This window comes from Amycolatopsis endophytica, from assembly GCF_013410405.1.
Classification (GTDB): domain Bacteria; phylum Actinomycetota; class Actinomycetes; order Mycobacteriales; family Pseudonocardiaceae; genus Amycolatopsis_E; species Amycolatopsis_E endophytica.
In genome coordinates this window covers 2,885,236-2,910,615 of record NZ_JACCFK010000001.1, presented here as the reverse complement: position 1 = coordinate 2,910,615, position 25,380 = coordinate 2,885,236, and the positions used below count along the sequence as shown (strand labels likewise).

The window sequence follows — 25,380 nt, the reverse complement described above, 5'->3', positions numbered from 1 at the left end:
ATTCACGCCATCTGCAACTCCAGACTCGACCCGGTGCGAGACTTGCGCACCCGCAACCGGGTCGGGATCCGCTGTCGCAGTTCCTCCACGTGGGATACGAGACCGACCACCCGGCCCCCGGCCCGCAACTCGTCGAGGATGTTCATCACCACGTCGAGGGTTTCGGAGTCGAGCGTCCCGAAACCTTCGTCGACGAACAACGTGTCCAGCAACGAGCCACCGGTCTCCGCCGCGACGACGTCCGCCAGCCCGAGGGCCAGCGACAGCGACGCGAGGAACGACTCCCCTCCGGACAGTGTTTTCGCCGGCCGGATCGTGCCCGAGAAGTCGTCGAGCACGTCCAGTCCCAGACCGCCCCTCGTCCCGTGCGATCCGGCCGCATCGGAGTGCACGAACGAGTACCGGCCCTGACTCATCGTCTGCAACCGCGCCGTTGCCGCGATGGCCACTTCTTCCAGCCGCGCCGCCAGCACGTACGACCGCAGCGACATCTTCCGCGCGTTCTGCCCGCGTCCGTTGACCACGTCGGTCAGCGCGTCCAGTTCCGCGAACTCCTCCTCGAGCGGCCGCAACCGCTCGGTGGCCGCCGCCAGGCGTTCGGCCAGCGACCCGAGATCGCGCGCCTGTTTGGCGGCGGACTGACGCACGGCGACCGCGCTCTCCGCGGCCTCGCGCGCGGCTTCCGCTTCGGCCCGTGCCGACTCGACATCGACCTCGTCGTCCGGCGCCACCCCGAACAGCTCGGGCTCGTTCAGCGTGGCCCGTGCAGCGGCCTCCGCCTCACCGGCCTCGGTCAGCCGCTTCTCCAGATCCCGTACCGTCGACTCGTCACGGGCGGCGGCCCGCATCTCCTCGGTCGTCCCGAAACCGGCCCGCTGCAGCGCTTTCCGCACCTCGGCGCGCTGACGCTCCAGCTGCTCGCCGGCGTTCCTGGTCGCTGAGCGCGCCTCGGCCAGAGCGTCGAGCGCGGCGACGATCCCCGCCAGATGGTTGCGGCGGGCACCGACATCGGGATGCTCGCCGCGCGCCTCGTCGAGACGCCGGGCACGTTCTTCCACCCTGGCTGTCAACGTCCCGCGTTGCGTTTCGGCGGCCGTGGCCGTCTGCAGCTCCTTCGACCGCTTCTCTTCCAGGTCCCGGTGTTCGGCCTCGGTCGCCTCAAACAGTTTCGCGAGCCGCGCCCGCTGCTTCGCCAGCGCGTCGAGGCCCGCGATCTCCTCGCGCAGCGCCGACAGCTCCGCGTTCAGCTGCTCGCCGTCGCGTCCACGCAGGCGTTCCCGCAGCGCGGCGAGCTTCTTCTCCGCGTCGTACTTGGCCGCCTCCGCGGTCTTGCGGTGTCCCTCAGCCCGGCTCTCCGCGTCCTCGGCAGCCTGCTCCTGCTCGGGCGAGACCGCCTCGGGGCGGGTCAGCGCCGGAGCCGGATGATCACCGGAACCACAGACCGGGCAGGGCGAATCGGGCGTCAACCGGGAGGCCAGCTCTGCTGCCATGCCGTCGAGCCGCCACCTCCGCAACTCCAGGAACCGCTCACGTGCCTCCTGGTGCCGGTCGATGGCCTCACGGGCCGAAGCATCGGCATCGCTTGCCGCACGAAGAGCCGCGGGCAGGCACGCCGCGTCCTGAACCGCGGTGACGAGTTCGGCCTCCCGCTCGCGTTTGTCCCCGAGCTTCGCCTCGGCGTCGATCGCGGCGTCGAGTCTTTCCCGCAGCTCCCGGGCACGCTCGGGGATGCCCGCCAGCTTCTCCCCGAGCAACCGGGCTTGCGCGCGTGCCCCCGTCGCGGTGTCCCCGAACCGTTCGATGTCCCGTCGGTCCCTGTCCTGCTGTTCGGCCTCCGCGACCAGGCCGGCCAGCGCACCGGCCTCCTCGCGCAGCCGCCCGGACAGGCGGCGCAGCTGGTCGGTGTCCGCCTCGGCGTCAGCGAAGCCCGTTGCCGTGAGCGCTTCCGCGTGACGCGCTTCGGCGCGGCGAGCCTCGTCGAGCTGCTTGACGCAACGTTCCGCCTGGGCGGCGACGCCCACGACCGTCGCCGCCCGCCGGGCCGCCCGCAGCTCATCGGCCCACCGGTCACGCTCCTCTTTCTGTTCGGCCAGAACGGAAAGCCGCTGGTGCGCTGCCCGGACGCGCCGAACGCGATCGGCAGCTGCGCGGCGCTCCGCCAGAACCTTCTCGGTGACCTCACGCGTGGCCTGCGCGTGCTGTTCCCTGTTCTGCGCCTGTTCCAGAGCTGTGCGGATACGTTCACCGGTGCGCATGACCCAGTCCGCGACGTCCTCCTCCGGCACGTCCTCTCCGGCCACCTGGGCGAACCGTGCCGTCAGGACCTGCTGATCCTGACGCTGCTCCTCCAGCTTCCGGCGCTGCTCGGTTCTCCGCTCGCGGAACCAGGCTTCGACATCGGCGAACCGCTTCGTGCCGAACAACTTCTCCAGCAGCTTCTCGCGCTCGTCGGTGTCCGCGCGCAGGAACCGGGCGAATTCGCCCTGCGGCAGCAGCACCACCTGGAAGAACTGCGCGGCGCTCATTCCCAGCAAACGCTCCACCGTGCGGCCGACCTCGTCGATCCGCGTCAGCCCCTCGGCCGGCTGACCCGCGGGCGGCTCACCTACCCAGCGCAGCACCGCTTTGGCCTGCTGCGTCGTCGTGCCTTCGCCACGCCGCTTCGGGCGCTGGTATTCGGGGCTGCGGGACAGCCGCAACCGCTGCCCCTGCACGGTCAGTTCGAGCACGACCTCGGTGGCGTCGTCCGGCCCCGCAAGATCACACCGCAGCCGTTTGACCTGACCGCGTGCACCGGGAACGGTGCCGAACAACGCGAACGCCACCGCGTCCAGGAGCGTCGTCTTGCCCGCGCCGGTGTCGCCGTGGAGGAGGAACAGCCCGTCGGCGCCGAGCGCGTCGAAGTCGACGGTCTCCCGGCCCCGGTACGGGCCGAACGCCGCCACCTCGAGCAGGTGGAGTCTCATGCCGCGTCCTCCCTGCCGGCCTTTTCCAGCGCCGTCCGCAGCAGCCCGGTTTCCCGTTCGTTCGGCGGCGCTCCCCGGCAGTCGTCCAGGAAACCACGGGCGATCTCCTGGTCCGTGCGCCCCCGGACCGCCGTCGCGTAGCGGAGCGCCGCCGAGGTCTTTCCGTTCTCCGGCTGCCATTCCAGGTGCACGGCGTGCGGGAATCGCTCGCGCAGCAGCCGCATCGCGTCCACCGGGCGCACCGCGTCGGTGAGCGCCACCGACAGGTAGCAGTCCACCAGCTCGTCGTGCGCCGGATCTTCCAGCAGTTCCGGCAGTCGCCCGCTGATCTTGGCAAGTCGGCGCGGAACGGGAAGCTCGTGCCGGCGGACGTCCGCCAGCCCGGCGGCGTCGAGATCGACGATCCAGACCGATTTGCGTTGCAGCGCCTCGGAGAACGAGTAGGCGACGGGACTGCCCGAATACCGCAGGTGCTCGGCCAGGGTCTGCGGACCGTGCAAGTGCCCCAGAGCGACGTAGTCGGGGCCGTCGAACACCGCACCCGGCACTTGTTCGACCCCGCCGACCGCGATCTTCCGCTCCGACTCCGTCGCCTCGCCACCGGTGACGAACGCGTGCGCGAGCACGACGGAACGGGTGCCTGGCGGCTGCCCGGCGAGATCGGCGCGGACACGGCGCATCGCTTCGGTCAGCACTCCCGTGTGTCCTCGCGCTCCGGTGACCCCGAGGGCGTGCCGGGCCGGTTCCGGCTCCAGGTAAGGAATGCCGTAGACGGCGACCGGTCCGTGGGCGTCGTCGAGCAGGACCGGCCGGTCGATCCGGTCGATCGTCGTACGCAGGTGCAGGCCACCGGCCGCGGCGAACTCGCCGAACGCCCCCAGCCGCGGCGCCGAATCGTGGTTGCCCGACGTGAGAACGAGTTCGGCTCCCGCCCGGCGCAACCGGCTCAGCGCGCGGTTGGCCACCTGCACAGCCTCGGCCGACGGCACGGCGCGGTCGTAGATGTCGCCCGCGACGAGGACGACGTCGACCCCCTCGGCGGCCACGACATCCGCGAGGTGAGCGAGCACGGCGTCCTGATCGGCGAGCAGGTCCAGGCCGTGGAAGGTGCGTCCGACGTGCCAGTCGGAGGTGTGCAGGAGTCTCACGTGGCCCAAGTTAGGAGGGGGGTCCGACAGAATCCCGCAGACACACCGCAAACCTTCACCCGAACGTGTGTTCGGTGTGGATCGGGACGGAGGCCCACCGTTTTTGTCGGTGCCCTCCGTCATGATGCGAGCACGTTGTCGACGATCAAGAAAGGAGGGGCGGCAGTGGCCCCCACCGTGATCAGCACGGCAGCCGTCGCGATCGCTCTGGTGCTCGTCGTGGCGGTCGTCCTGCTGTGGCGCCTCTACGGCGACACCATGCGGCGCGCGGACGCCGCGGCCCGTCAGGTCGAAGCCGAGCGGTCACGCGTGGACCAGCAGCAGGCGGCGTTGCGCCGCTACGAGGTGGCGTTCGCATCGATCAGCGGCCGGGGTGAGCTGGGCGAGCAGGTGCTGGCGGAGACGGCGCGCGCGCTGGGACTGCGCGAGGGTCTGCATTACACGTTGCAGACCGACCTCGCCGGAGGTGGATCGGCCAAACCGGACATGGTGCTCCGGGTCGGCGGTGACAGAGCGGTGCCGGTCGACGCGAAGGCCAGTCTGGCGTGCTGGGCGGAAGCGGTCGAAACCGACGATCCCGACGAGCGCATGGACGCGCTGCGGGTGCACGTCCGGAATCTCCGCTCGCGGGCGGCGGAACTGGCGGGCAAGGGGTACCAGCGCTGGGCCGACGCGATCTACGGCACGGTGATGTTCGTACCATCGGACGCGGCCGTGGTGGCGGCGCTGGACACCGATCCCGAACTGTTGCGGTGGATGCTCGACCGGCGGGTGTTCCTGTGCGGGCCGACCGGGTTCGCGGTGGTGGCGTCGGCCGCGCTGTTCGCCGCGAGCGACCGGGCGGTCGTGGAGGACATCGAGCGGGTACGAGCCGGCGCGGCGGCCGCACACCGGGCCGCGGGCAACGCCGTCGAGGCGCTCAACCTCAGTAGCACCCACCTGCAGCGGTTCCTGTCGGCGCGGCGACGTGAGCTCGACGCGCTCGAAGGGTTCCGGACGGCTGTGGCACCGCTGTCGGACGCGGCGGCGAGCCCGACCGAGGTGGCTCCCATCCGAAGGGGGGACGAGATGGCCGCGAGCTGAGAAAAAGCTGTGTAACCGGCACGTTGCCAACAGGACCGCCGGCGGCGAAAACGCTGCTCACAGCAGGTGCCACGGCAGCTGACGCAGTGGTCTGAACCGCATCCTCGCGGGATGGGGCGCCGGTGACGGCGGCTACAGGTTACGGTGTTGCCCTGTGACCGCCATTCCCGATCGCCGGAGCGAATCCGACGCCGACGACATCCCCGTGCCGTGGGATCAGCGTCCCATCGTCGGTGAGCGCCGGGGCCTGCCGTGGTGGGGTGCCGTGCTCGGCGCCTTCGGGCTGGCGGTGATCGGCGCGGTCATCGACATGCAGACGCAGGACACGCTCGGCTGGTTGTTCAAGGGCGCGTACTTCATCGGATCGGTCGGCGCGGTGTGTGCCGTGCAGCGGCGCAGCCTGTTCGGGCCGATGGTGCAGCCTCCGCTGATCCTGGGCATCACCGTGCCCGGTGTGGTGCTGCTGGTGTCCGGGTTGCCGGACGACAGCGACACGCTGTCGAAGGCGCTCGCCGTCGGCACACCGCTGATCAACGGCTTCCCGACGATGGCGATCACCACCGCCTGCACACTCGTGCTGGGCATCGTCCGGATCTACCGCGAGCGCGACCCGGACGCGAAGCCGACGGCTGCCGACGGCAAGCGCCCCACCGACCCGAAGCGGCCGGGTAGTGCCGCACGCGGTGGTGCCGGGGCACGCGGCGACGCTCCGCGGGGCCGTCGTCCTGCCGACCGTGGCGAGCCCGTCGAAGGGCGCGGCGAGGGGCGCCCGGGCGCGGCTGCCGCGGGCGCGGTGGCTGGTCCTGCCGCGCGGCGTCCGGCGCGGCCTCCCGCCGAGGACGATCTCCGCCGTCGGCGCGATGATGTTCGCCGGAGTGGCGGGCGTCGTGGTGCCGAGGACGATCCGCGCCGCGCCAGCCGCCGTGGTGTGAGCGACGACCTCGACGACGGCCGTCCGGGCGAGGCGCCTCGCGGTGGCAGGCGCCGTGGCCCGGAGGATGAGCGTCGTGCCGCGCGACGGCCGGTGGAGGACGATCCGCGCCGTGAGGCCGGTGGCCGGGGCGGCAAGGTCCCGCCGCCGGGACGCCGCCCGCGGCAGCGCGGTGGGCTCCCGCCGGAAGAGTCCCGTGGCGGCGGTCCGGCGGCCGAGCGCCCCCGGCGCGTCCCGCCACCAGCGGGCGACCCTCGCCGAGCCCCCAACGGCCGCCGCGGAACACCCCCACGCCGTCGCCCCTGGGACGACGGCGCCTGAGGTGTCGCCACCTCACCCGGCACCACTCCGGCACCGCGACCGCAGGGCGCGCCAGCCACGTCCGGCCGCCTTCGCGCCGATCTGGCCCGGATGAGGTGACACGGTCGGCGCTCTCACTCGATCACGCAGCACCGGCGGCCCGCACCACCTGGGTCCCACAGCCTCGCCATGCATCTCGCCCAGACGAGGGGGCAGGGCTGGCGAACAAGCCACAGAGGACTGAGCCGGAACACGACAAGCGCCCCTGAAACGGAAAAACGGTCCAGGGGCGCCGGAAGTCGGAACTACCCAACAGCAACCAGGTCACTGGAAAGGCGCCGACGGCAAACCGACCCAGCCCACGGCAACCCGGTCCAGAAGCGCTGACTACACCCCGCGCAGCTCGCGCGGGAGCGCGAAGGCGATCTTCTCGTTGGCGGTCGTCACTTCCTGCACCTCGCCCCAGCCGCGGTCGGCCAGCCAGCTCAGCAGGTCCATCACCAGCACGTCCGGGACCGACGCGCCACTCGTCACGCCGACGGTGGTGACACCGTCCAACCACGACTCGTCGACCTCGCGGGCGTAGTCGATCAGGTGGGCGTCACGGGCACCGGCCTGCTTGGCCACCTCCACCAGGCGCTGCGAGTTGGACGAGTTCGTCGATCCCACCACCAGCACCAGATCGCATTCGGGGGCCATCGCCTTCACCGCCGTCTGACGGTTGGACGTGGCATAACAAATGTCGTCGCTGGGCGGGTCCGCCAGCGTCGGGAAGCGGTCCTTGAGCTGGTTGACCCGGACCATCGTCTCGTCGACGCTCAGCGTCGTCTGCGACAGCCACACCACCTTGGACGGGTCGCGCACCTCGACGTTCGCCGCGTCCTCCGCCGTGTCGACCAGCTGCACGTGCGACGGCGACTCACCGGCGGTGCCCTCGACCTCTTCGTGCCCCTCGTGGCCGATCAGCAGGATGTCGTAGTCCTGCCCGGCGAACCGGTTGACCTCCTTGTGCACCTTCGTGACCAGCGGGCACGTCGCGTCGATGGTGCGCAGGTTGCGTTCTTCCGCCTCGGCGCGAACGGCAGGCGACACACCGTGCGCCGAGAACACCACGAGCTCCCCCTCGGGCACTTCGGACGTCTCCTCGACGAAGATGACGCCGCGCTCCCGCAGCCGGTCCACGACGTGCCGGTTGTGCACGATCTCCTTGCGCACGTACACCGGCGGTCCGTACAGCTCCAGGGCCTTCTCCACGGCGACCACGGCGCGGTCCACACCAGCGCAGTAACCACGCGGCTTGGCCAGCAACACACGCTTGGAGGCAGCAGTCATACCTCCCAGGGTACGGGCCGCGGCGGACCCGGACCCGGCCCCCACCGGGGCCCCGCCACCGTGAATTCTGTGCGTCCGATCACCCCGCGGCGGCGCACCGGTTGGGCTGAACGGCCCGAGTGCGGCACGCTGTAGGCATGAAGCCACTCCCGCTTCCCCTCCGCGTCGCGGCGGGCCTGGCCGTGACCGCCGCGGAACGCGCCCGCGACCTGCCGAAAACACTGCTCGGCCTGCCCGTCACGGTGATCTCCGGCGTGCTCCAGTTCTCCATGCGCATGCAGCAGCACGTCACCGAGCTGGCCATCCGGGGCGACGACGCCCTCGCCTCGCTGCGGCCCGTCGAGGAGGAGCCCAGCTGGGCCACGTTCGACGAGGACCTGGCCAGTCGGCCGACCGAACCCGTCGCCGAGGAGTCCCGCACCAACGGCCACCGCCCGGACGCCGTACTCGCCGAGGTCGGCGACAGCCCCTGGGAGCAGGAGGAACGCGCCCTGGGTGAGGAGCACGTCGAGGGCGAGTTCGACAGCCCGGCCGACACCTCCGCCGGCCCGCTCGGCCTCGGCAACTACGACGAGCTCAGCCTGCCCCAGCTGCGCGCCCGCCTGCGCCGCTTCTCCCTGGAGGAGCTGGAGGAGCTGCTGGCCTACGAGCGCGCCCACGAGAACCGTGCGCAGTTCGTCGGCATGCTGGCCCGCCGCATCACCAACGTGCAGCGCGCCAACGCCACCGGGGACGCCGACGCCGAGTGAGCGCCGAACCCACCAGCGCGGAGAACCCGTGGCCGGTCCGCACGGTCGCCCGCAAGATCGCCGAGTGGATCAACCGGCTCGGCCAGGTCTGGGTCGAGGGCCAGGTCACGCAGATCAACGCGCGGCCCGGCACGTCGACCGCGTTCATCACCCTGCGCGATCCGGCCGCCGACGTGTCCATGACCGTGACCTGCCCGGCGGGCCTGCTGCGCGGCATCGAACCGCCGTTGCGGGACGGCGCGAGCGTCGTCGTCTACGCCAAACCCACCTTCTACCTGGGCCGCGGAACCATTTCGCTGCGCGCGACGGAGATCCGCGCGGTCGGTATCGGTGAGCTGCTCGCCCGCATCGAACGCCTGCGCCGCCTGCTGGCCGCGGAGGGCCTGTTCGCGCAGGAGCGCAAGCGCCGCCCGCCGTTCCTGCCCAAGGGCATCGGCCTGATCACCGGCCGCGCGTCGGCCGCCGAGCGGGACGTGCTGGTCAATGCGCACAACCGCTGGCCGGCCGCGCCGTTCCAGGTGGTCAACACCGCGGTGCAGGGTGTGCAGGCGGTGCCGCAGATCGTCAAGGCGCTGAAAATGCTCGACGCCGACCCGTCGGTCGAGGTCATCGTGATCGCGCGCGGCGGCGGCAGCGTCGAGGACCTGCTGCCGTTCTCCGACGAGACCCTGTGCCGCGCCGTCGCCGCGGCGCGGACGCCGGTGGTCAGCGCGATCGGGCACGAACCGGACACCCCGCTGCTCGACCACGTCGCCGACGTGCGCTGCTCGACTCCGACCGACGCCGCCAAGCGCATCGTGCCGGATGTGAAGGAGGAGAACGAGCGCGTCCGGCAGATGCGGGACCGTGCCCGCCGCGCGCTGCACGGCTGGGTCGACACTCAGTGCCGCCTGCTCGACCAGCTCCGCAGCCGCCCGGTCCTGGCCGATCCGCTCGGCCCGGTCAACCGGCGTGCCGACGAGATCGAACTGCACCGGGAACGCGGGCGGCGCGCCATGCTCAACCTCGTCTCGCACGAGCAGGCCGCGATCTCCGGCGCCCGCGGCAAGCTGACCGCGCTCGGTCCCGCGGCGACGCTCGAGCGCGGGTACGCGGTCGTGCAGTATCGCGACGAGGCAGGCAACCTCCAGGTGCTCCGGCACATCTCTGAAGTAGCGGAGGGAACTCCGCTGCGCGTGCGCGTCGTCGACGGAGCGGTGCATGCGGTGACGAAGTCCACCGAACCAGGAGAGTAGGCCCGTGCTGCGTCGCGCCACGTTCCTCCCGCTCACCACGGACGCCGCGGCCAGGGTGGGCGCCCGGACGATTCTCGACCGCGCCGGTGCCGCCGAGGCCGCGGCCGGGGCGTGCTGGGCGTCGCTGCTGGCCGGGTGCGCCGTGCCGGGCCGCTGGGACCTGGACGGACGGCTGCGCCGGCTGTCCGAGGCGACCTCGGCGTACGTGGGCACCAGGTGGTGGTTCAACGAGGGCACCCCGCACCGTCGGCGTGTCGCGCGGGCGCAGGGTTCGATCGAGCTCGCGATCACGGAGGGTGATGGCCAGGAGTTCGCCAGCGCCTTCGCCGGGTACGACCACGCGATGGCCAGCGCGGTAGTGTGCGCTCGTCGACCCGCGAGGAGCACAACCCGGTGACCGAAGAACTCGGCTATGAACAGGCCCGCGACCAGCTGATCGAGGTCGTTCGCGAACTCGAGGCGGGTGGTCTGTCCCTGGAGCAGTCGCTCACGCTGTGGGAGAAGGGCGAGCACCTCGCCAAGCTGTGCGAACGTCACCTGGAGGGGGCGCGCGAGCGCATCGAGGACGCCTTGAAGTCCGTCGAGGACGGAAACAACGACGAAGGGTGACATTCCCCATCGCCTCGCTGCCCTGCGAGTTCGCGCGAGTCTGCGAGAATCGTTACCCGCGCCGGCAGCAACCTGGAGGGCAGCAATGACCAGCGGCACCCCGTCCCCGGACACGACCAGACGCAAGGAAGCGCCGGATCGCAACCTCGCGATGGAACTGGTGCGCGTCACCGAGGCCGCGGCGATGGCCGCCGGGCGGTGGGTCGGCAAGGGTGACAAGAACTCGGGCGACGGTGCTGCCGTCGACGCGATGCGGCAGCTGATCTCGACCGTGTCGATGCGCGGCGTCGTGGTCATCGGCGAGGGCGAAAAAGACGAAGCCCCGATGCTCTACAACGGCGAAGAGGTGGGCAACGGGGACGGCCCGGCGTGCGATGTCGCCGTGGATCCGATTGACGGCACGACCCTGATGTCGAAGGGCATGCCGAACGCGCTGGCGGTACTGGCGGTCGCCGAGCGCGGGGCGATGTTCGACCCGTCGGCGGTCTTCTACATGGAGAAGCTGGCCGTGGGGCCCGAGGCCGCGGGGGTCGTGGACCTGTCCGCACCGGTCGCGGAGAACATCCGCCGGGTCGCGAAGGCCAAGCACACCGACGTCTCGGACGTCACGGTCTGCATCCTCGACCGGCCGCGGCACGAGCAGCTGATCAAGGAGGTCCGCGAGGCCGGCGCCCGGATCCGCTTCATCTCCGACGGTGACGTGGCCGGCGCGATCGCCGCGGCCCGCCCGACCACCGGTGTGGACATGCTGTTCGGCATCGGCGGCACGCCGGAGGGCATCATCACCGCCTGCGCGATGAAGTGCCTCGGCGGCGAGCTGCAGGGCAGGCTGTGGCCCAAGGACGACGCGGAGCGCGAGAAGGCGCTCGGAGCCGGGCACGACCTGGACCGCGTGCTCAGCACGGACGACCTGGTGCGCGGTGACAACGTGTTCTTCTGCGCGACCGGGGTCACCGACGGCGACCTGCTGCGTGGCGTGCACTACCGCTCGGGTGGCGCGACGACGCAGTCGATCGTGATGCGCTCGAAGTCCGGCACGGTGCGGCTGATCGACGGCTATCACCGTCTGACGAAGCTCCGTGCGTACTCCTCCGTCGACTTCGACGGAGTCCTGACCGACATCCCCGACGACGATGTGGTGCCTCCGCTGCCGTGAAACGCCTCCTGCTGATCGCCGCCGCGTGCCTGCTCGTCTTCGGGACGGTCGCGCAGTCGGCGGCGGCCAGGCCGGACCTGGTCGGCGGTGTGTCCGCCGACCAGAGCTACTCGTTCGTGACGTCGCTGCAGACGTCTTCGGGACGGCACTTCTGCGGCGCGTCACTGATCACGCCGCAGTGGCTGCTGACCGCCGCGCACTGCGTGCAGGAGAAGACGCCGGACGCGTTCCTCGCGCGGATCGGCAGCAACGACCGCACGCAGGGCGGCGAGGTCGCCAAGCCCGACCGGATCATCGTGAACCCGAACTACAACCCGAGCGGTCCTGGCGGGGACATCGCACTGGTCCACCTGGCCGCGCCGGTGGAGGCCGCGCCGGTCGGGCTCGGGACCTCGACGGACGTCGGGACCTCGGTGCGGCTGCTGGGCTGGGGCCAGACCTGCCCGACGCCGGGTTGCGGAGTGGCACCGGTCGACCTGCAGCAGCTGGACACCAGCCTCGTCGACGCGGCGCGTTGCGCGTCCATCGACGCGACCTCGGAGCTGTGCACGGACTCGCCCGGCGGCAAGTCGGGCGCCTGCTACGGCGACTCCGGCGGCCCGGAGCTGGCCAGGGCGGGTGACCGGTGGCTGCTGCTGGGCCTGACCAGCCGGTCCGGCAACGACGATCCGGCCTGCACGACGGCTCCGTCGATCTACACCTCGGCGGTCGCGTACACGCGGTGGATCACCGAGCAGACGGCTCCGCCGCCCACGACGCCACCGGTGCCCGCGCCAACGCCGACTCCCACGCCGGCACCGCCGCCCCTTCCCGAGCCTGCGCCCACTTCGACGCCGAGCCCGACGCCGACGCCCTCATCGGCCCCCGCACCGCCGCCACCGCCCAGCTCGACGCCGACCACCACCTCGACCTCCGCCCCGCCGCCGCCTCCGGGGTAGTCAAGCGTTGCTCGAGTGCCCGGGAAACAGGTGGGCCTCGGGGTCGAGGGTGACGGCGATGTTGTTGATCGCGGTCGCGGCCTCGCCGAACCCGGTCGCGATCAGCTTGACCTTGCCCGGGTAGGCGGCGACGTCCCCGGCCGCGAACACCCGCTCGATGCCGGTCGCCATGGTCGAGTCGACACGAATGGCCCGCTGGTGGATGTCGAGGCCCCAGTTCTCGATGGGCCCGAGGTCGGCGGTGAACCCGAGCGCGGCGACCACGGCCTGCGCGGGCAGCACGACCGGGTCCTCACCCTTGACCCGCACCTCGACCTCGGCGAGCGCTCCGTCCGGCCCTTCCCGCAGCGCGGTGACCTCCGCGTCGGTGATGATCCGGGCACCGATCTCGCGAGCCTGGCCGACGATCGACTCGGCCGCACGGAACTTCGCGCGACGGTGCACCAGCGTCACGCTCGCCGCGAGCGGGTGCAGCGCGAGCACCCAGTCGAACGCCGAGTCACCACCGCCGACCACCACCACGTGTTGCCCCGCGTGCGCGTCGAGCGCCGGCACGAAGTGGACCATGCCGCGGCCCAGCCATCCGTCACCGGCGGGCAGCGGGCGCGGGGTGAATTCGCCGATGCCCGCCGTGATCAGCACGGTTCCGGCGTGCACGACCTCACCGCCGTCGAGCACCACGTCCAGCCCGTCGTCGCCGTGGCGCAGCTCTTCGGCCTTGCGCCCGAGCAGGTAGCGCGGGTCGAACGGCGCGGCCTGCTCGACGAGGCCCTTGACCAGGTCGCGGCCGCGCACCGCGGGGAAACCGCCGACGTCGTAGATGAGCTTTTCCGGGTACATCGCGGTGACCTGCCCTCCCGCCTCGGGCAGTGAGTCCACGATCGCCGTCGACAACCCGCGGAACCCGGCGTAGTACGCGGCGAACAAGCCGGTCGGCCCGGCTCCGACGATCAGCACGTCGACTGACAGGTCCATGGGCCGCCGCCCTTCCGCCGTGATCAGGGTCACCTTCGATCTAACCATTCCGGGTGCTCAAACACACGGAGCGTCCGTGGCGGGAAAGGGCCAGACTCGTGTCATGGCTGAACAGGAATACCGGATCGAACACGACACGATGGGCGAGGTGAAGGTGCCGGCGGCCGCGCTGTACCGGGCCCAGACCCAGCGCGCCGTCGAGAACTTCCCGATCTCCGGCCGTGGCCTCGAGCGCGCCCAGATCCGCGCGCTCGGCCTGCTCAAAGCCGCCGCGGCCCGGATCAACGCCCGGTTCGGCGTGCTGGCGGACGACCTCGCGAGCGCGATCGCGAACGCCGCCGACGAGGTCGCCGAGGGCAAGCACGACGCGCACTTCCCCATCGACGTGTTCCAGACCGGGTCCGGCACCTCGTCGAACATGAACGCCAACGAGGTCATCGCGACGCTGGCGACCCGGACGCTGGGCCGGGACGTGCACCCGAACGACCACGTCAACGCCTCGCAGTCGTCGAACGACACGTTCCCGACGACGATCCACATCGCCGCCACGGAGGCGGTGCTGGCCGACGTCATCCCGGCGCTCAAGCACCTCGCCGAGACGATCGAGGCACGCGCCGCGGAGTGGCAGGACGTCGTGAAGTCCGGCCGCACGCACCTGATGGACGCGGTGCCGATCACCCTGAGCCAGGAGGCCGGGGCGTGGGCGGCGCAAGTCCGCTTCGGCATCGAGCGGCTGGAGTCCGGGCTGGGCCGTCTGGGTGAGCTGCCGATCGGCGGCACCGCGGTCGGGTCCGGTCTCAACGCGCCGGACGGGTTCGGCGCCGCGGTGTCCGGTGAGCTGGCGAAGGTCACCGGGCTGCCGCTGACCGAGGCGCGCAACCACTTCGAGGCGCAGGCCAGCCAGGACAGCGTGGTCGAGACTTCCGGTCACCTGCGGACGGTCGCGGTGTCGCTGGCCAAGATCGCCAACGATCTGCGGTGGCTCGGCTCCGGCCCGCGTACCGGTCTGGCCGAGCTGGCGCTACCGGACCTGCAGCCCGGCTCGTCGATCATGCCGGGCAAGGTCAACCCGGTCATCCCGGAGGCGACGCTGCAGGTGGTCGCGCAGGTGATCGGCAACGACGCGGCCGTCGCCTACGCCGGTTCGCAGGGCAACTTCCAGCTCAACGTGAACCTGCCGGTGATCGCGCGCAACGTGCTGGAGTCGGCGCGCCTGCTGGCCGCGGTGTCCCGGCTGCTGGCCGACAAGGTGATCGCCGGGATCACGGTCAACGAGGACCGCACTCGGGCCTACGCCGAGGGTTCGCCGTCGATCGTGACCCCGTTGAACGCCTACCTCGGTTACGAGGAGGCGGCCGCCGTCGCCAAGCAGGCCCTCAAGGAGCTCAAGACGATCCGGGAGGTCGTCGTCGAACGCGGCTACCTCGAGCAGGGCAAACTCACCGAGGCCCAGCTCGACGAGGCCCTCGACGTGCTTCGGATGGCACGCGGCGGCAAGTGATTTCCGTGGAGGCCACCGCCGGTGGCCTCCACGCCGGGATCACCGCACGTCGATCAGGCGACGTTGCGCCGCGCCGCCGGAGGCTGACGCTCGCGGGACCGGGCGCCCGGTCCGGCGGTCTCGTACCTGCCACCGTCGGTGGCGGCATCGACCGCCTGCCCGGATTTCGCGCGGGCGCCGGGCCAGGGCCTGCGGCCGTCGCGGCGCGCGACCAGCAGCGCGCACAGCACCCCGAGCAGCAGCGGCACGTGGCTGACCAGCCGTTGCCAGCCGACCCGGTCACCGAGCACGTCGAACAGCGACAACGCGACGAGCACGACCGTGAAGCTGAGCAGCACCGGCAGCTGGCTGCGGGCCTGACGCGGCCGCGAAGCCGCCCACAGCAGCGCGACGGCGATGGCGAAGTTGAACGCCACGGCCTCGTGCTCGAGGTGCGATCCGGGCTGGACCGTCATCCCGCCCGCCATCGGTTGTGGCAGGAACAGCTGCGAGACGACGAGGGACAGCTGGGCGATCGCCGCGAAAACCAGCGTCCACCGCGGCCAGTCCACCTTCGCCGGCGGCGACGGCAGGTGGTCGAGCACCCGTCCGGTCACGTCGGGCGAGGGCAGGGCCGGCTCCAGACGGGCGAGCCTGGTCACGGCCGCCGCGTCGTCCTGCCAGGCCAAGCAGGCCGGGCAGCGCGCGACGTGCTGGTCCAGCGCCGCCGCGTCGACCCCGGGCTCCTCCCCGTCGAGGGTCGCCGAGATCGCCTCCCGCGCGGTTGCACAGTCCATACCTGCATTGTCGCCGAGTGACGCACGATAGTTCCGCCGCACCGGTCCGCACTGTGGGACGAGTGGGATTTGCCGAAACCGTGCTGTCCCATTGACGCCGGCCGCGCCCGAGGCCATAAGGTTCTCGCCCAGGCCCGCACCGGGAGGAACGCGACGTGGACGACGAGGAGATCACGCGGCACGCCTTCGCGGCGGCGCGCGGCGATCGTGCGGCCGCCGAGCGTTTCGTGGCCGCCACGCAGCGCCAGCTGCACCGGCTGCTGACCTACCTGTCCGATCCTGGTGTGGCCGAGGACCTCACGCAGGAGACCTACCTGCGGGCCTTCGGCGCGCTGCCGTCGTTCGAGGGACGCTCACCGGCCCGGATGTGGCTGTTGTCGATCGCCAAGCGCGTCGCGGCCGACCACCTGCGCACTTCGCGGCGGCGACCGCGGACCAGCCAGGTCGAGGACTGGGTGGCCGCGGCGGAGCAGAGCGGCGCGCGGACGCCGGACCACGGGCGGCTCGTGGTGCTGCGCGAGCTGGTCGCCGAACTGGAGCCGGAGCGCCGGGAGGCGTTCGTGCTCACGCAGGTCATCGGCCTGTCCTACGCCGACGCGGCGCAGGTGTGCGACTGCGCGGTCGGCACCATCCGGTCCCGGGTGTTCCGGGCGCGCGAGGACCTGACGTCCGCGCTCGGTTCCACCGGGCGGACCGCGTCACTCGGCTGACCCCGTCGCCTCGTCGATCAGCGATTGCGCGACCCGCTTCGCCGTCGTCACGGCTGTCGGAACCACCTCCAGCGACGCCGTGACCGTCGCTCCTTCGACGAGGATCAGCAGGGTCTCCGCCAGCCGCCGCGGGTTCCGCGCCCCGGCCTCGGCAGCCAGGTCACGCAGGTGTTCGAGCAGCCACTCCTTCGACGCGGTGATCACGCGCCGCCCGGGGTGGTCGGCCGACGGAAGTTCCGCGTGCGCGTTGACGAAAGCGCACCCTCGTGAATTCTCCTTGACCATCCACTCGGCCAGCGCGTCGAAAACGCGCAGCATCCGCCGAGCGGGTGTCGCGCGCGGGTCGTCACGGGACCGCACCCACTCGCGCCAGCGCTCGTCGCGGCGGCGCAGGTAGAGCGCGACCAGCTCGGCCTTCGAACCGAAGCGGTCGTACAGCGTCTTTTTCGTGACGCCGGCCTCGGCGGCGATCGTGTCCACGCCCACGGCGTGGATCCCGTTGCCGTAGAACAACTTCCCGGCCACGGTGAGGATCCGTTCCGCGGCGGGCGTCAGCGGCTTCTCCGTCTCCACGAGTTGAGTATACAGGTCGGTATAGCTACGGTGGGCTATACAGATCGGTATACCGCGAAGGAGGGCCGGATGCGGGGCAACGCCATCGCCGGAGCCGGGTTCGTGCTGTTCTGGAGCTCGGGATTCGTGGGAGCGACGCTCGGATCGCGGTCCAGCGGCGCGGTGACGCTGCTCGCCTGGCGCTTCGTGATCGCGGCCTTGTTGCTCGGCGCGTGGTGGGTGTACCGGCGGCGTTCGATGCGACCGCGCGACGTCGCCGTGCAAGCCGGTCTCGGGCTGCTCTCACAGGGCGCGTACCTCTACTGCGTCTACGCGGCGGCCGATTTCGGTGTAGGCGCGGGGACTTCCGCGCTGATCGCCGCCCTGCAGCCGATCGTGGCGGTGGTACTCGGGCAGTTCGTGCTCGGCGAACGGGCCGGGACGTTGCGCTGGACCGGTCTGGTCGTCGGGCTCGGCGGGGTCGCCCTCGTGGTCGGCGGCGACCTGTCGGGACGCCCGGGCACACCCGCGCTGGCGTACGGGCTGCCCTTCCTGGCGATGCTCGCGCTGGTGACCGCGACGCTGATCGAGCGCAAGACGGCTTCGGACGTCCCGCTCGTGGACGGCCTGGTCGTGCAGTGCGCGACGAGCGCGGTCCTGTTCAGCGGGATCGCGGCGGCCACCGGTCAGCTGGTTCCGCCGGTGAATTCCGGATTCTGGTACGCGATCGGGTGGGTCGTGCTGTTTTCCACGTTCGGGGGGTACGGCTGCTACTGGCTGGTGCTGCGTCGTAGCTCCCTGACAACGGTTTCGACCCTGCTGTACCTCACACCGCCCACGACGATGGTCATGGCTTGGATCATGTTCGGTGACACGATCACTGTGCGTGGCCTGCTCGGGCTGCTCGTCTGCCTGGGTGCGGTCGGGCTGGTCCTGCGCAGTTCCCGGAAATTGTCGGTGGGGCGGGAGATGATGTCCGCATGTTGCTCGCCGACGTCGTCACCGCCTCCGCCGCGCTAGCGGCCACCCGCTCGCGCAAGGCGAAGATCGCGACGCTGGCAGACCTGCTCAACCGCGCCGGCGAGCGGGAACTGCCCGCCGTCGTGGCCTTCCTGACCGGTCAGCCCACCCAGGGCCGCATCGGGACGGGATGGCGCACGCTGGCCGAGCTGGGCGCGAGCCCGGCGGGCCGGGCGAACCTGACGGTCGCCGAGGTCGACGACGCCCTCGGCGCGGTGGGAGCGGCTTCCGGCAGCGGATCGGCGAAACGCCGCACCGTTCTGCTGACGGAGCTGTTCACCCGCGCCACCGAAGGCGAGCAGCAGTTCCTGTTCCGCCTGCTCACCGGCGAGCTGCGGCAGGGAGCGCTGGAAGGCGTGATGCTGGACGGGATCGCGGCGGCAGCGCGGGTGCCCGCCGAAGCCGTCCGGCGCGCGTTCATGCTCTCCGGGCGGCTGCCGGTCACCGCTTCGGCGGCGGTCACCGGTGGCGAGGCCGCGCTCGGGGAGTTCCGGCTCGAACTGGGGCGTCCGCTGCGGCCGATGCTGGCGTCCCCGGCCGAGTCGCTCGACGAAGCGGTGCGGGAACACCCGTCCGCCATCGTGGAGTACAAAATGGACGGAGCGCGGATTCAGGTGCACCGCGAGGGCGACGAGGTCCACGTGTACACGAGAACACTGCGCGAGATCACCCAGCACGTGGGCGAGCTGGTGTCTTTGGTGCGAGCGCTGCCGTGCCGGTCGGTGGTGCTCGACGGCGAGACGCTCGCGCTGACCGACGACGGCAGGCCACGGCCGTTCCAGGAGACGATGAGCCGGTTCGGCAGCACGCGCGAGGAGCAGGTGCGCGCGTTGCTGCTGCGGCCGTACTTCTTCGACTGCCTGCACCTGGACGGTCAGGACCTGCTGGACGAGCCGTTGCGGGACCGCAATGAGGCGCTGCGCCGGGTGGCGGGCGAGCACCTCATCCCGGGCCGGACGGACCCGCCCGATCCGGGCGCGATCCTCACGGCCGCCCTCGAAGCCGGACACGAGGGCGTGATGGTCAAGGCCCTCGATTCGCCGTACGCGGCGGGGCGGCGGGGCCGGGCGTGGCTGAAGGTGAAGCCGGTGCACACGCTCGACCTCGTCGTCCTCGCCGCGGAATGGGGCCACGGCCGGCGCACGGGTTACCTGTCCAACCTGCACCTCGGCGCCCGCGATCCGGACGGCGGACCGCCGATCATGGTCGGCAAGACGTTCAAGGGGCTCACCGACGAGCTCCTGGCGTGGCAGACCACGACGCTCCAGGAGATCGAGTCCCACCGCGACCGCTGGGCCGTGCACGTCCGGCCCGAGCTGGTGGTCGAGATCGAACTGGACGGCGCCCAGGTCAGCACCCGCTATCCGGGCGGTGTCGCACTGCGTTTCGCCCGCGTGGTGCGTTACCGCCCCGACAAGGAGGCGGCCGACGCCGACACCATCGACGCCGTCCGCGCCACCTTGAAGGGGTGAGGCCCATACGGATTCGAGCGCGGGGGCGCGGCGGCGATCAGACCCGGCCGAGGAAGACCGGGTTCGTCATCGCCGCCATCGCCCCGAAGTTCAGACCGGGCGACAACGCGGGAGCGCCCGCGGATCCATCGGGAAGGGGGTGACGCACCTCAGCACGCACATAAGCCGACACCGCGGGCGTGGTCAGCCACGTCACGCTGCCGCTCCCCGAAGCGGGAAGGCTCTGCTGGAACACCTGTCCCTCATCGGTGATGAGGCGGACGGTTCCGTCCGGTACACCGGAGACGTCCAGTCGCACGGCCACCTTGTCCCCGGCGGCCACGGAGAGACGATCGCCGATACCGGCGGCCTGCCCGCGCGGCCCGGTCGCCGCGAGTGACAGTTGCACCCGGGCGGACTCGGCGATCCAGCTGCGCCCCGATTTGATCCCGTCGAGGATCGCGTCGCGGGTGAGCGCGTCGGCGAGGACGACGGTCTGCGGCAGGCCGATCACCTGGCCCGGGTTGTGCGCGTCGCTGTTGCCCATCGCGGGCAGCAAGCTTCCCTTGCCGCGCACGGATTCCACCAGAGTGTTGTCCCATTCGGACACGGCGGCGTCGTCGTCCCACGTCCACGGGCCGTTCCACACCTCGACCGCGTCGAAGCCGTCGTAGCCGAACTTGAAGTTGCACCCGACCCACGGGCAGTACGGGTGCGCGGCGACGCAGAGGCCGCCGGAACGGTGCACCGCACGCTGGTACTCGTCGATCTCGTTGTCGCGGGACCGGTACCGCCAGTCGACGAACTGGCCGGGCCGCACGCCGAGAGCGAGCCAGTGGCCGTTGCGGGTGGTGACCTCTTCGCCCAGCACGATCAGCAGGTCGTCGCCGGCGAATTCGCCCCACACCCCGTGGGACGAGGACGTGTTGTGGTCGGTCGAGGTGATGAAGTCGAGCCCGGCTTCGCGCGCACCGGCGGCCACCTCGGCGGGCAACCGCTTGCCGTCGGAGTAGACGGTGTGCAGGTGGCAGTCGCCGCGGTACCAGCGGCGGCCGCGGACGCGCGTCCGCTCGGGCGGATAGTTCGGCTGGTACGCGGGGCCCGCGGGACCGTAGGTGAGGGTCGCCTCGACGCGGTAGTTCATGCCCTGCGGCGCGATCGTGTACGGGCCGAGGACGATGTTCCAGGTACCGCGCGTGACGTCGCCGGGCAGGTAGCCGGGTGTCGCCTCGGTGCGGCTGATGGAGAAACGGTCCCGGAAGCCGCCGGACCAGCCGCGGAACCCGTCGCCGCCCAGCCTGGTGCCGCGATGGTCGAAGATGCCGATGTCGCAGGAGTTTCCGGGCGTCCCGCTGGGCACGGTCGGCTTGTCGTAGCTGTAGACGACCGACAGCTGGCTCACGCCCGCCGGGACCTCCACCGGCAGGTACACGAAGTCTTCCGTGCCGGGCTCGAACCGTCCGGTGAGGACCTTCGTCTCGGTCCGGCCCTGCGTGGTTTCACTGGCTTCGGCGGTTCCGGCGAAGGTGACCGGCGCGAGGGTCACCGCCCCCGCCACGGATGCCGCCTGCAGGAAACCGCGTCGGGAAACCCCGCAACCCATGCACATGGGGCTATGCCACCAGCCGCGGGTGACCTCCGCGAGCCGGACGTCGGTACAGCGCGTGTCCAGAACCTGAACGAACATCACGTCGCCTCGATGGACTACCTCGCCCAGGCCCGCAGGATCGGCAACCTGGCCGCCAGCCTGGAGACATCGCGCTAGGTCGTCTAAGTTCACGGGCATGGCTGCAACGGTGCGTAACGTGGTGACCTCGGGCGTCTTCGAACTCGACGGCGGTTCGTGGGACGTGGACAACAACGTGTGGATCGTCGGTGACGCCAACGAGGTGCTGGTCATCGACGCCGCGCACGACGCGGCCGCGATCGCCGGGGCGGTCGGCGACGCGCGGGTGCGGGCGATCGTGTGCACCCACGCGCACAACGACCACGTCAACGCCGCGCCCGAACTGGCCCGGCTGACCGGGGCCCCGGTCCTGTTGCACCCGGACGACCGGGTGGTGTGGGACCTCACCCACCCGGACCGGGCACCCGACGGCGCGCTGGCCGACGGGCAGGTGCTGGAGATCGCGGGCACGGCGCTGACGGTGCGGCACACCCCGGGCCACGCGCCGGGCGCCGTGTGCCTCCACGCGCCGTCACTGGGAACGGTCTTCACGGGCGACACGCTCTTCCACGGAGGCCCCGGCGCGACCGGCCGGTCCTACTCCGACTACCCGACCATCGTGCGATCGATCCGCGAGCGGCTCTTCACACTGCCCGAGGAAACTACCGTCCACACGGGCCACGGCGAGTCCACCACGATCGGCGCGGAAAAGGCAGCTTCCAGCGACTGGCCCTGACCCGGCTTCTCGCCCCACCCGGACAGCCAACACGGCGCCCGGAACAGCCAATACACTGCCCGCAACGGCCAACACGCCAACCGGAACAGCCAACACGCCGCCCAGCGCCGTGTTGGCCGCTCCGGGCGCCGTGTTTGCCGCTCCGGGCGCCGTGTTTGCCGCTCCGGGCGGCGTGTGGCTAGGTGAGGTGTGGCGAGGCCAGTTCCTCGGGCGCAGCCGCGCCGGCGCGGCCCCACGCGACCAAGCCCGCCACGTCGAGCCCGTGCGGGGCCTCCTCCGCGTACGGCGCGATCGCCTCGGCGCCGCGCGTCAGCAAGGAGGCAGCGCCCGCCAGGTTGCCCCGCGCGGCGTGCGTCAGGCCCACCGCCAACTGCGCCAGCCCCTTCCACAGCGCGCGGTCCGGGCCGTCCGACGACTTCCACGCGTCCTCGAACACCTCGTGCGCGTGGAAGGGCCGTCCGGCGTCCAGCAGGCGCTGGGCCTCCGCCACGGTCTCCGGCGGCGTCCGCACCACACCCTCCGGCTGGCGCTCCACCCCCGCCGCCCCGTACGGCAGCGGCCGGCCCAGCCCGTCGCGCGGGCGGGCGTTGCGTGGGCGTCCCTCGGTGTCGCGGTCCCGATCGGCCATGGCCCCGATTGTGCCGTAGTCTGGGGACTCGTGCGTTTTCTCGATGGCCACGGGCCCGCTCACGACCTGACTTACGACGACGTCTTCCTCGTGCCCAGCCGCTCGGCCGTGGAGTCGCGGTTCGACGTCGACCTGTCCACCGTCGACGGCACGGGTGCGACGATTCCGCTGGTCGTCGCCAACATGACGGCCGTCGCGGGGCGGCGGATGGCCGAAACGGTCGCCCGGCGCGGCGGGCTCGTCGTCCTTCCGCAGGACGTCGACCCGGCAGCGGTCGCCGACATCGTGAGCTGGATCAAGAGCCGGCACACCACCTGGGACACGCCGCTGGTCCTCACCGGCGGTGACGCGGTCGCCGACGCCCTCAACCTGATCGGCAAGCGCGCGCACGGCGCCGTCGTCGTGGTGGACGAGCAGGGCCGCCCCGAGGGCATCCTCGACGAAGCCGCCTGCACCGGCGTCGACCGCTTCGCGCGGGTCTCCGAGGTCGCCTTCGAACCGGCCGTGACCTGCCCGCTGGACACGCCCCCGCGCGAGGTGTTCGAGCACCTGCACGCCGCCGGCGCCCAGGTCGCGCTGGGTGTCGACGCCGACGGCAAGCTCGCCGGGATCCTCACCCAGACCTCCGCGCTCCGCGCCGGCATCTACACCCCGGCCGTCGACGCACAGCGAAAGCTGCGGGTCGCCGCGGCCGTCGGCATCAACGGCGACGTCGCGGCGAAGGCCGAGTCGCTCCTCGCGGCAGGCATCGACACGCTCGTCGTCGACACCGCGCACGGCCACCAGGAAAAGATGCTCGCCGCGCTCAAGGCCGTCCGTTCGGTGTCGCCCGCGATCCCGGTCGTCGCGGGCAACGTGGTGACCGCCGAGGGTACGCGGGACCTCATCGACGCCGGTGCCGACGTGATCAAGGTCGGCGTCGGCCCTGGCGCGATGTGCACGACACGGATGATGACCGGCGTCGGACGGCCGCAGTTCTCCGCCGTCCTGGAGTGCGCGAAAGCCGCCCGTGACCTGGGCAAACACGTGTGGGCCGACGGAGGTGTCCGGCATCCGCGGGACGTCGCGCTGGCGCTGGCGGCGGGCGCCTCGGCCGCGATGGTCGGTTCGTGGTTCGCCGGCACCCACGAATCGCCCGGCGACCTGCGCTACGACGAGCACGGCCGCCCCTACAAGGAGTCGTTCGGGATGGCGTCGAAGCGGGCGGTGGGCGCTCGCACGCGCACCGACAACGTTTTCGAGCGGGCGCGCAAGGCCCTGTTCGAGGAGGGCATCTCGTCCTCGCGGATGCTGCTCGACCCGGCCCGCCCCGGTGTCGAGGACCTGATCGACGAGATCTGCTCGGGTGTCCGCTCCGCGTTCACCTACGCGGGAGCGCGTGACATCGAGGACTTCCACCAGCGCGCGGTGCTGGGCATCCAGTCCGCCGCCGGTTTCGCCGAAGGCCGCCCGCTGCCCGCGGGCTGGTGACGAAGCGGGGCCGCCTCCGCGCGGGAGGCGGCCCCACCGGTCACTATCCGTGGTCCTCCAGCATCTCGGTGACCAGCGCGGCGATCGGCGAGCGCTCCGAACGGGTCAGCGTGACGTGCGCGAACAGCGGGTGACCCTTCAACTTCTCGATCACCGCGGACACGCCGTCATGCCGCCCGACGCGCAGGTTGTCGCGCTGCGCCACGTCGTGCGTGAGCACCACGCGGGACGCCGTGCCCAGCCGCGACAACACGGTCAGCAGCACGTTGCGCTCCAGTGACTGCGCCTCGTCGACGATCACGAACGAGTCGTGCAGCGAGCGGCCGCGGATGTGCGTCAGCGGCAGCACCTCGAGCATGCCGCGGTCGAACACCTCGTCCAGCACGTCCTGGCTGACCAGGGCACCGAGGGTGTCGAACACCGCCTGCGCCCACGGCTGCATCTTCTCCGACTCCGACCCCGGCAGGTAGCCGAGGTCCTGCCCACCGACGGCGTACACCGGCCGGAACACGACCACCTTGCGGTGCTCGCGGCGTTCCATCACCGACTCCAGCCCGGCGCACAGTGCGAGCGCGGACTTGCCGGTGCCTGCCCGGCCACCGAGCGAGACGATGCCGATGTCCGGGTCGAGCAGCAGGTCCAGCGCGATCCGCTGCTCCGCGGAGCGGCCGTGCAGGCCGAACGCCTCCTTGTCGCCGCGCACCAGCTTGACCTTCTTCGACGGCGTCAGCCTGCCCAGCGCGCTGGAGCTGCCCGAACCCGCGATCATGCGCAGACCGGTGTGGCACGGCGACTCGCCGACCTCCGGCAGGCCGTACTCGGCCAGGTCCACGACTCCGTCGCGGAACAGCGTGTCGACCGCCTCCTGCGGGACGTCCAGGTCGAGCATCCCCGTCCAGCCGGACGGCGTGACCTCCATCGCGCGGTACTCGTCGGCGTCGAGGCCGACCGCACCGGCCTTGACGCGCAGGGGGATGTCCTTCGTGACCAGGGTGACGGTCGTGCGCTCGACCTTGAGGTTGAGCGCGCAGGCCAGGATCCGGTGGTCGTTGGAGTCGGTCCGGAAGCCGGGCGGCAGGACCGTCGGGTCGGAGTGGTTCAGCTCGACGTGCAGGGTGCCGCCGGAGTCCCCGATCGGGATGGGCGCGTCCAGGCGGCCGTGCTTGAGCCGCAGGTCGTCGAGCCTGCGCAGCGATTCCCGCGCGAACCAGCCCAGTTCCGGGTGATGCCGTTTCGCCTCCAGTTCACTGATCACGACCAACGGCAGGACCACGGCGTGCTCAGCGAATCTCGTGATGGCCCACGGGTCGGCCAGCAGAACCGAGGTGTCCAGGACATAGGTGTGCTGTCCGGGAACGGGACTCGGGGGTTCTGCGGTGCCCTCCGCGGAATTCGGTGAGCGGCCGGAGGCCTTACGGGGCGAACGCTGCGTAGTCACGACGGCATCT

The 25,380-nt window shown here is 71.4% G+C and carries 24 protein-coding genes; 15 read left to right on the top strand and 9 right to left on the bottom strand.

The window, feature by feature from the left end; translation table 11 throughout:
- Positions 1-2: 2 nt before the first annotated feature.
- On the bottom strand, positions 3-2,966 hold the full coding sequence (locus tag HNR02_RS14460) for an AAA family ATPase (protein ID WP_179773699.1): 2,964 nt from the start codon (positions 2,964-2,966) through the stop codon (positions 3-5).
- Positions 2,963-4,114 carry an exonuclease SbcCD subunit D gene (locus HNR02_RS14455; protein ID WP_179773698.1) on the bottom strand — a complete coding sequence of 384 codons (1,152 nt, stop codon included), beginning with the start codon at positions 4,112-4,114 and terminating at the stop codon, positions 2,963-2,965. The genes HNR02_RS14460 and HNR02_RS14455 overlap by 4 nt, the downstream gene beginning before the upstream one ends.
- Positions 4,115-4,279: 165 nt before the next feature.
- On the opposite strand from HNR02_RS14455, the gene rmuC reads away from it, so the two are divergent.
- Together rmuC and HNR02_RS14445 are read left to right on the top strand one after the other, a co-directional pair.
- Complete coding sequence (rmuC, locus tag HNR02_RS14450; RefSeq protein WP_179773697.1) at positions 4,280-5,197, top strand: DNA recombination protein RmuC; 918 nt, start codon at positions 4,280-4,282, stop codon at positions 5,195-5,197.
- 154 nt (positions 5,198-5,351) lie between these two features.
- Positions 5,352-6,449 (top strand): DUF6542 domain-containing protein, encoded by a 1,098-nt coding sequence (locus tag HNR02_RS14445; RefSeq protein WP_179773696.1) that lies wholly within the window; start codon positions 5,352-5,354, stop codon positions 6,447-6,449.
- A 366-nt stretch (positions 6,450-6,815) separates the two neighbouring features.
- Here the strand turns inward: HNR02_RS14445 and HNR02_RS14440 are convergent, their stop codons facing one another.
- The gene (locus HNR02_RS14440) at positions 6,816-7,760 is read right to left on the bottom strand and encodes a 4-hydroxy-3-methylbut-2-enyl diphosphate reductase (RefSeq protein ID WP_179773695.1); all 945 of its coding nucleotides are present in this window, start codon (positions 7,758-7,760) and stop codon (positions 6,816-6,818) included.
- A 137-nt stretch (positions 7,761-7,897) separates the two neighbouring features.
- Between HNR02_RS14440 and HNR02_RS14435 the strand changes: the two genes are divergently transcribed.
- The 6 genes from HNR02_RS14435 (at position 7,898) to HNR02_RS14410 (ending at position 12,447) form a co-directional block, all read left to right on the top strand.
- The gene (locus tag HNR02_RS14435) at positions 7,898-8,509 is read left to right on the top strand and encodes a lipid droplet-associated protein (protein WP_179773694.1); all 612 of its coding nucleotides are present in this window, start codon (positions 7,898-7,900) and stop codon (positions 8,507-8,509) included.
- On the top strand, positions 8,506-9,744 hold the full coding sequence (gene xseA / locus HNR02_RS14430; RefSeq protein ID WP_179773693.1) for an exodeoxyribonuclease VII large subunit: 1,239 nt from the start codon (positions 8,506-8,508) through the stop codon (positions 9,742-9,744). Before HNR02_RS14435 ends, xseA begins: the two co-directional genes overlap by 4 nt.
- 4 nt (positions 9,745-9,748) lie before the next feature.
- Positions 9,749-10,141, top strand: a complete 393-nt coding sequence (locus HNR02_RS14425; RefSeq protein ID WP_179773692.1) for a hypothetical protein — start codon at positions 9,749-9,751, stop codon at positions 10,139-10,141.
- Positions 10,138-10,353, top strand: coding sequence for an exodeoxyribonuclease VII small subunit (locus HNR02_RS14420; protein ID WP_179773691.1), 216 nt, complete (start codon positions 10,138-10,140; stop codon positions 10,351-10,353). The genes HNR02_RS14425 and HNR02_RS14420 overlap by 4 nt, the downstream gene beginning before the upstream one ends.
- Before the next feature lie 85 nt (positions 10,354-10,438).
- Positions 10,439-11,509, top strand: coding sequence for a class II fructose-bisphosphatase (gene glpX, locus HNR02_RS14415; protein ID WP_179773690.1), 1,071 nt, complete (start codon positions 10,439-10,441; stop codon positions 11,507-11,509).
- A complete protein-coding gene (locus HNR02_RS14410) occupies positions 11,506-12,447 on the top strand; it encodes a S1 family peptidase (RefSeq protein WP_179773689.1) in 942 nt (313 codons plus the stop codon). Before glpX ends, HNR02_RS14410 begins: the two co-directional genes overlap by 4 nt.
- Here HNR02_RS14410 and HNR02_RS14405 read toward each other — a convergent pair whose 3' ends face one another.
- Positions 12,448-13,422 (bottom strand): NAD(P)/FAD-dependent oxidoreductase, encoded by a 975-nt coding sequence (locus HNR02_RS14405; protein WP_179773688.1) that lies wholly within the window; start codon positions 13,420-13,422, stop codon positions 12,448-12,450. It lies immediately after the preceding gene.
- Positions 13,423-13,525: 103 nt separating this feature from the next.
- On the opposite strand from HNR02_RS14405, the gene HNR02_RS14400 reads away from it, so the two are divergent.
- On the top strand, positions 13,526-14,923 hold the full coding sequence (locus HNR02_RS14400) for a class II fumarate hydratase (RefSeq protein ID WP_179773687.1): 1,398 nt from the start codon (positions 13,526-13,528) through the stop codon (positions 14,921-14,923).
- 53 nt (positions 14,924-14,976) lie between these two features.
- Here HNR02_RS14400 and HNR02_RS14395 read toward each other — a convergent pair whose 3' ends face one another.
- The gene (locus tag HNR02_RS14395) at positions 14,977-15,699 is read right to left on the bottom strand and encodes a zf-HC2 domain-containing protein (protein WP_179773686.1); all 723 of its coding nucleotides are present in this window, start codon (positions 15,697-15,699) and stop codon (positions 14,977-14,979) included.
- A gap of 155 nt (positions 15,700-15,854) precedes the next feature.
- Here HNR02_RS14395 and HNR02_RS14390 point away from each other — a divergent pair, with 155 nt between their 5' ends.
- Positions 15,855-16,409: a sigma-70 family RNA polymerase sigma factor gene (locus HNR02_RS14390; protein ID WP_179773685.1), complete on the top strand. Its 555-nt coding sequence runs from the start codon at positions 15,855-15,857 to the stop codon at positions 16,407-16,409.
- Here the strand turns inward: HNR02_RS14390 and HNR02_RS14385 are convergent.
- The gene (locus tag HNR02_RS14385) at positions 16,398-16,982 is read right to left on the bottom strand and encodes a TetR/AcrR family transcriptional regulator (RefSeq protein WP_179773684.1); all 585 of its coding nucleotides are present in this window, start codon (positions 16,980-16,982) and stop codon (positions 16,398-16,400) included. The two genes, HNR02_RS14390 and HNR02_RS14385, sit on opposite strands and share 12 nt — an antisense overlap.
- A 69-nt stretch (positions 16,983-17,051) precedes the next feature.
- Between HNR02_RS14385 and HNR02_RS14380 the strand changes: the two genes are divergently transcribed.
- Positions 17,052-17,981 carry a DMT family transporter gene (locus HNR02_RS14380; protein ID WP_179773683.1) on the top strand — a complete coding sequence of 310 codons (930 nt, stop codon included), beginning with the start codon at positions 17,052-17,054 and terminating at the stop codon, positions 17,979-17,981.
- Entirely contained in the window at positions 17,942-19,453 is a 1,512-nt protein-coding gene (locus HNR02_RS14375) for an ATP-dependent DNA ligase (RefSeq protein WP_179773682.1), read from the top strand. The genes HNR02_RS14380 and HNR02_RS14375 overlap by 40 nt, the downstream gene beginning before the upstream one ends.
- A gap of 37 nt (positions 19,454-19,490) precedes the next feature.
- On the opposite strand, the gene HNR02_RS14370 is transcribed toward HNR02_RS14375, so the two are convergent.
- Positions 19,491-20,990 carry a CehA/McbA family metallohydrolase gene (locus HNR02_RS14370; protein WP_312861009.1) on the bottom strand — a complete coding sequence of 500 codons (1,500 nt, stop codon included), beginning with the start codon at positions 20,988-20,990 and terminating at the stop codon, positions 19,491-19,493.
- A gap of 57 nt (positions 20,991-21,047) precedes the next feature.
- Here HNR02_RS14370 and HNR02_RS14365 point away from each other — a divergent pair, with 57 nt between their 5' ends.
- Positions 21,048-21,197: a hypothetical protein gene (locus HNR02_RS14365; protein WP_179773680.1), complete on the top strand. Its 150-nt coding sequence runs from the start codon at positions 21,048-21,050 to the stop codon at positions 21,195-21,197.
- Between the two features lie 19 nt (positions 21,198-21,216).
- Entirely contained in the window at positions 21,217-21,834 is a 618-nt protein-coding gene (locus HNR02_RS14360) for an MBL fold metallo-hydrolase (protein ID WP_179773679.1), read from the top strand.
- Positions 21,835-22,012: 178 nt separating this feature from the next.
- On the opposite strand, the gene HNR02_RS14355 is transcribed toward HNR02_RS14360, so the two are convergent.
- On the bottom strand, positions 22,013-22,462 hold the full coding sequence (locus HNR02_RS14355; protein WP_179773678.1) for a DUF309 domain-containing protein: 450 nt from the start codon (positions 22,460-22,462) through the stop codon (positions 22,013-22,015).
- Positions 22,463-22,492: 30 nt separating this feature from the next.
- Between HNR02_RS14355 and guaB1 the strand changes: the two genes are divergently transcribed.
- Positions 22,493-23,932 carry a GMP reductase gene (gene guaB1 / locus HNR02_RS14350; RefSeq protein WP_179773677.1) on the top strand — a complete coding sequence of 480 codons (1,440 nt, stop codon included), beginning with the start codon at positions 22,493-22,495 and terminating at the stop codon, positions 23,930-23,932.
- Between the two features lie 43 nt (positions 23,933-23,975).
- Here guaB1 and phoH2 read toward each other — a convergent pair whose 3' ends face one another.
- Positions 23,976-25,370, bottom strand: coding sequence for an RNA 5'-3' helicase PhoH2 (phoH2, locus tag HNR02_RS14345; RefSeq protein WP_179773676.1), 1,395 nt, complete (start codon positions 25,368-25,370; stop codon positions 23,976-23,978).
- Between the last annotated feature and the right edge of the window lie 10 nt (positions 25,371-25,380).

Excerpts from the sequence above, each read along its gene's own strand:
- HNR02_RS14460 (WP_179773699.1), bottom strand. The coding sequence starts at position 2,966 with ATGAGACTCCACCTGCTCGAGGTGGCGGCGTTCGGCCCGTACCGGGGC.
- HNR02_RS14440 (WP_179773695.1), bottom strand. The coding sequence starts at position 7,760 with ATGACTGCTGCCTCCAAGCGTGTGTTGCTGGCCAAGCCGCGTGGTTAC.
- HNR02_RS14435 (WP_179773694.1), top strand. The coding sequence starts at position 7,898 with ATGAAGCCACTCCCGCTTCCCCTCCGCGTCGCGGCGGGCCTGGCCGTG.
- glpX (WP_179773690.1), top strand. The coding sequence starts at position 10,439 with ATGACCAGCGGCACCCCGTCCCCGGACACGACCAGACGCAAGGAAGCG.
- HNR02_RS14405 (WP_179773688.1), bottom strand. The coding sequence starts at position 13,422 with ATGGACCTGTCAGTCGACGTGCTGATCGTCGGAGCCGGGCCGACCGGC.
- HNR02_RS14400 (WP_179773687.1), top strand. The coding sequence starts at position 13,526 with ATGGCTGAACAGGAATACCGGATCGAACACGACACGATGGGCGAGGTG.
- HNR02_RS14395 (WP_179773686.1), bottom strand. The coding sequence starts at position 15,699 with ATGGACTGTGCAACCGCGCGGGAGGCGATCTCGGCGACCCTCGACGGG.
- HNR02_RS14380 (WP_179773683.1), top strand. The coding sequence starts at position 17,052 with ATGCGGGGCAACGCCATCGCCGGAGCCGGGTTCGTGCTGTTCTGGAGC.
- HNR02_RS14375 (WP_179773682.1), top strand. The coding sequence starts at position 17,942 with ATGTTGCTCGCCGACGTCGTCACCGCCTCCGCCGCGCTAGCGGCCACC.
- HNR02_RS14365 (WP_179773680.1), top strand. The coding sequence starts at position 21,048 with ATGCCACCAGCCGCGGGTGACCTCCGCGAGCCGGACGTCGGTACAGCG.
- HNR02_RS14360 (WP_179773679.1), top strand. The coding sequence starts at position 21,217 with ATGGCTGCAACGGTGCGTAACGTGGTGACCTCGGGCGTCTTCGAACTC.
- HNR02_RS14355 (WP_179773678.1), bottom strand. The coding sequence starts at position 22,462 with ATGGCCGATCGGGACCGCGACACCGAGGGACGCCCACGCAACGCCCGC.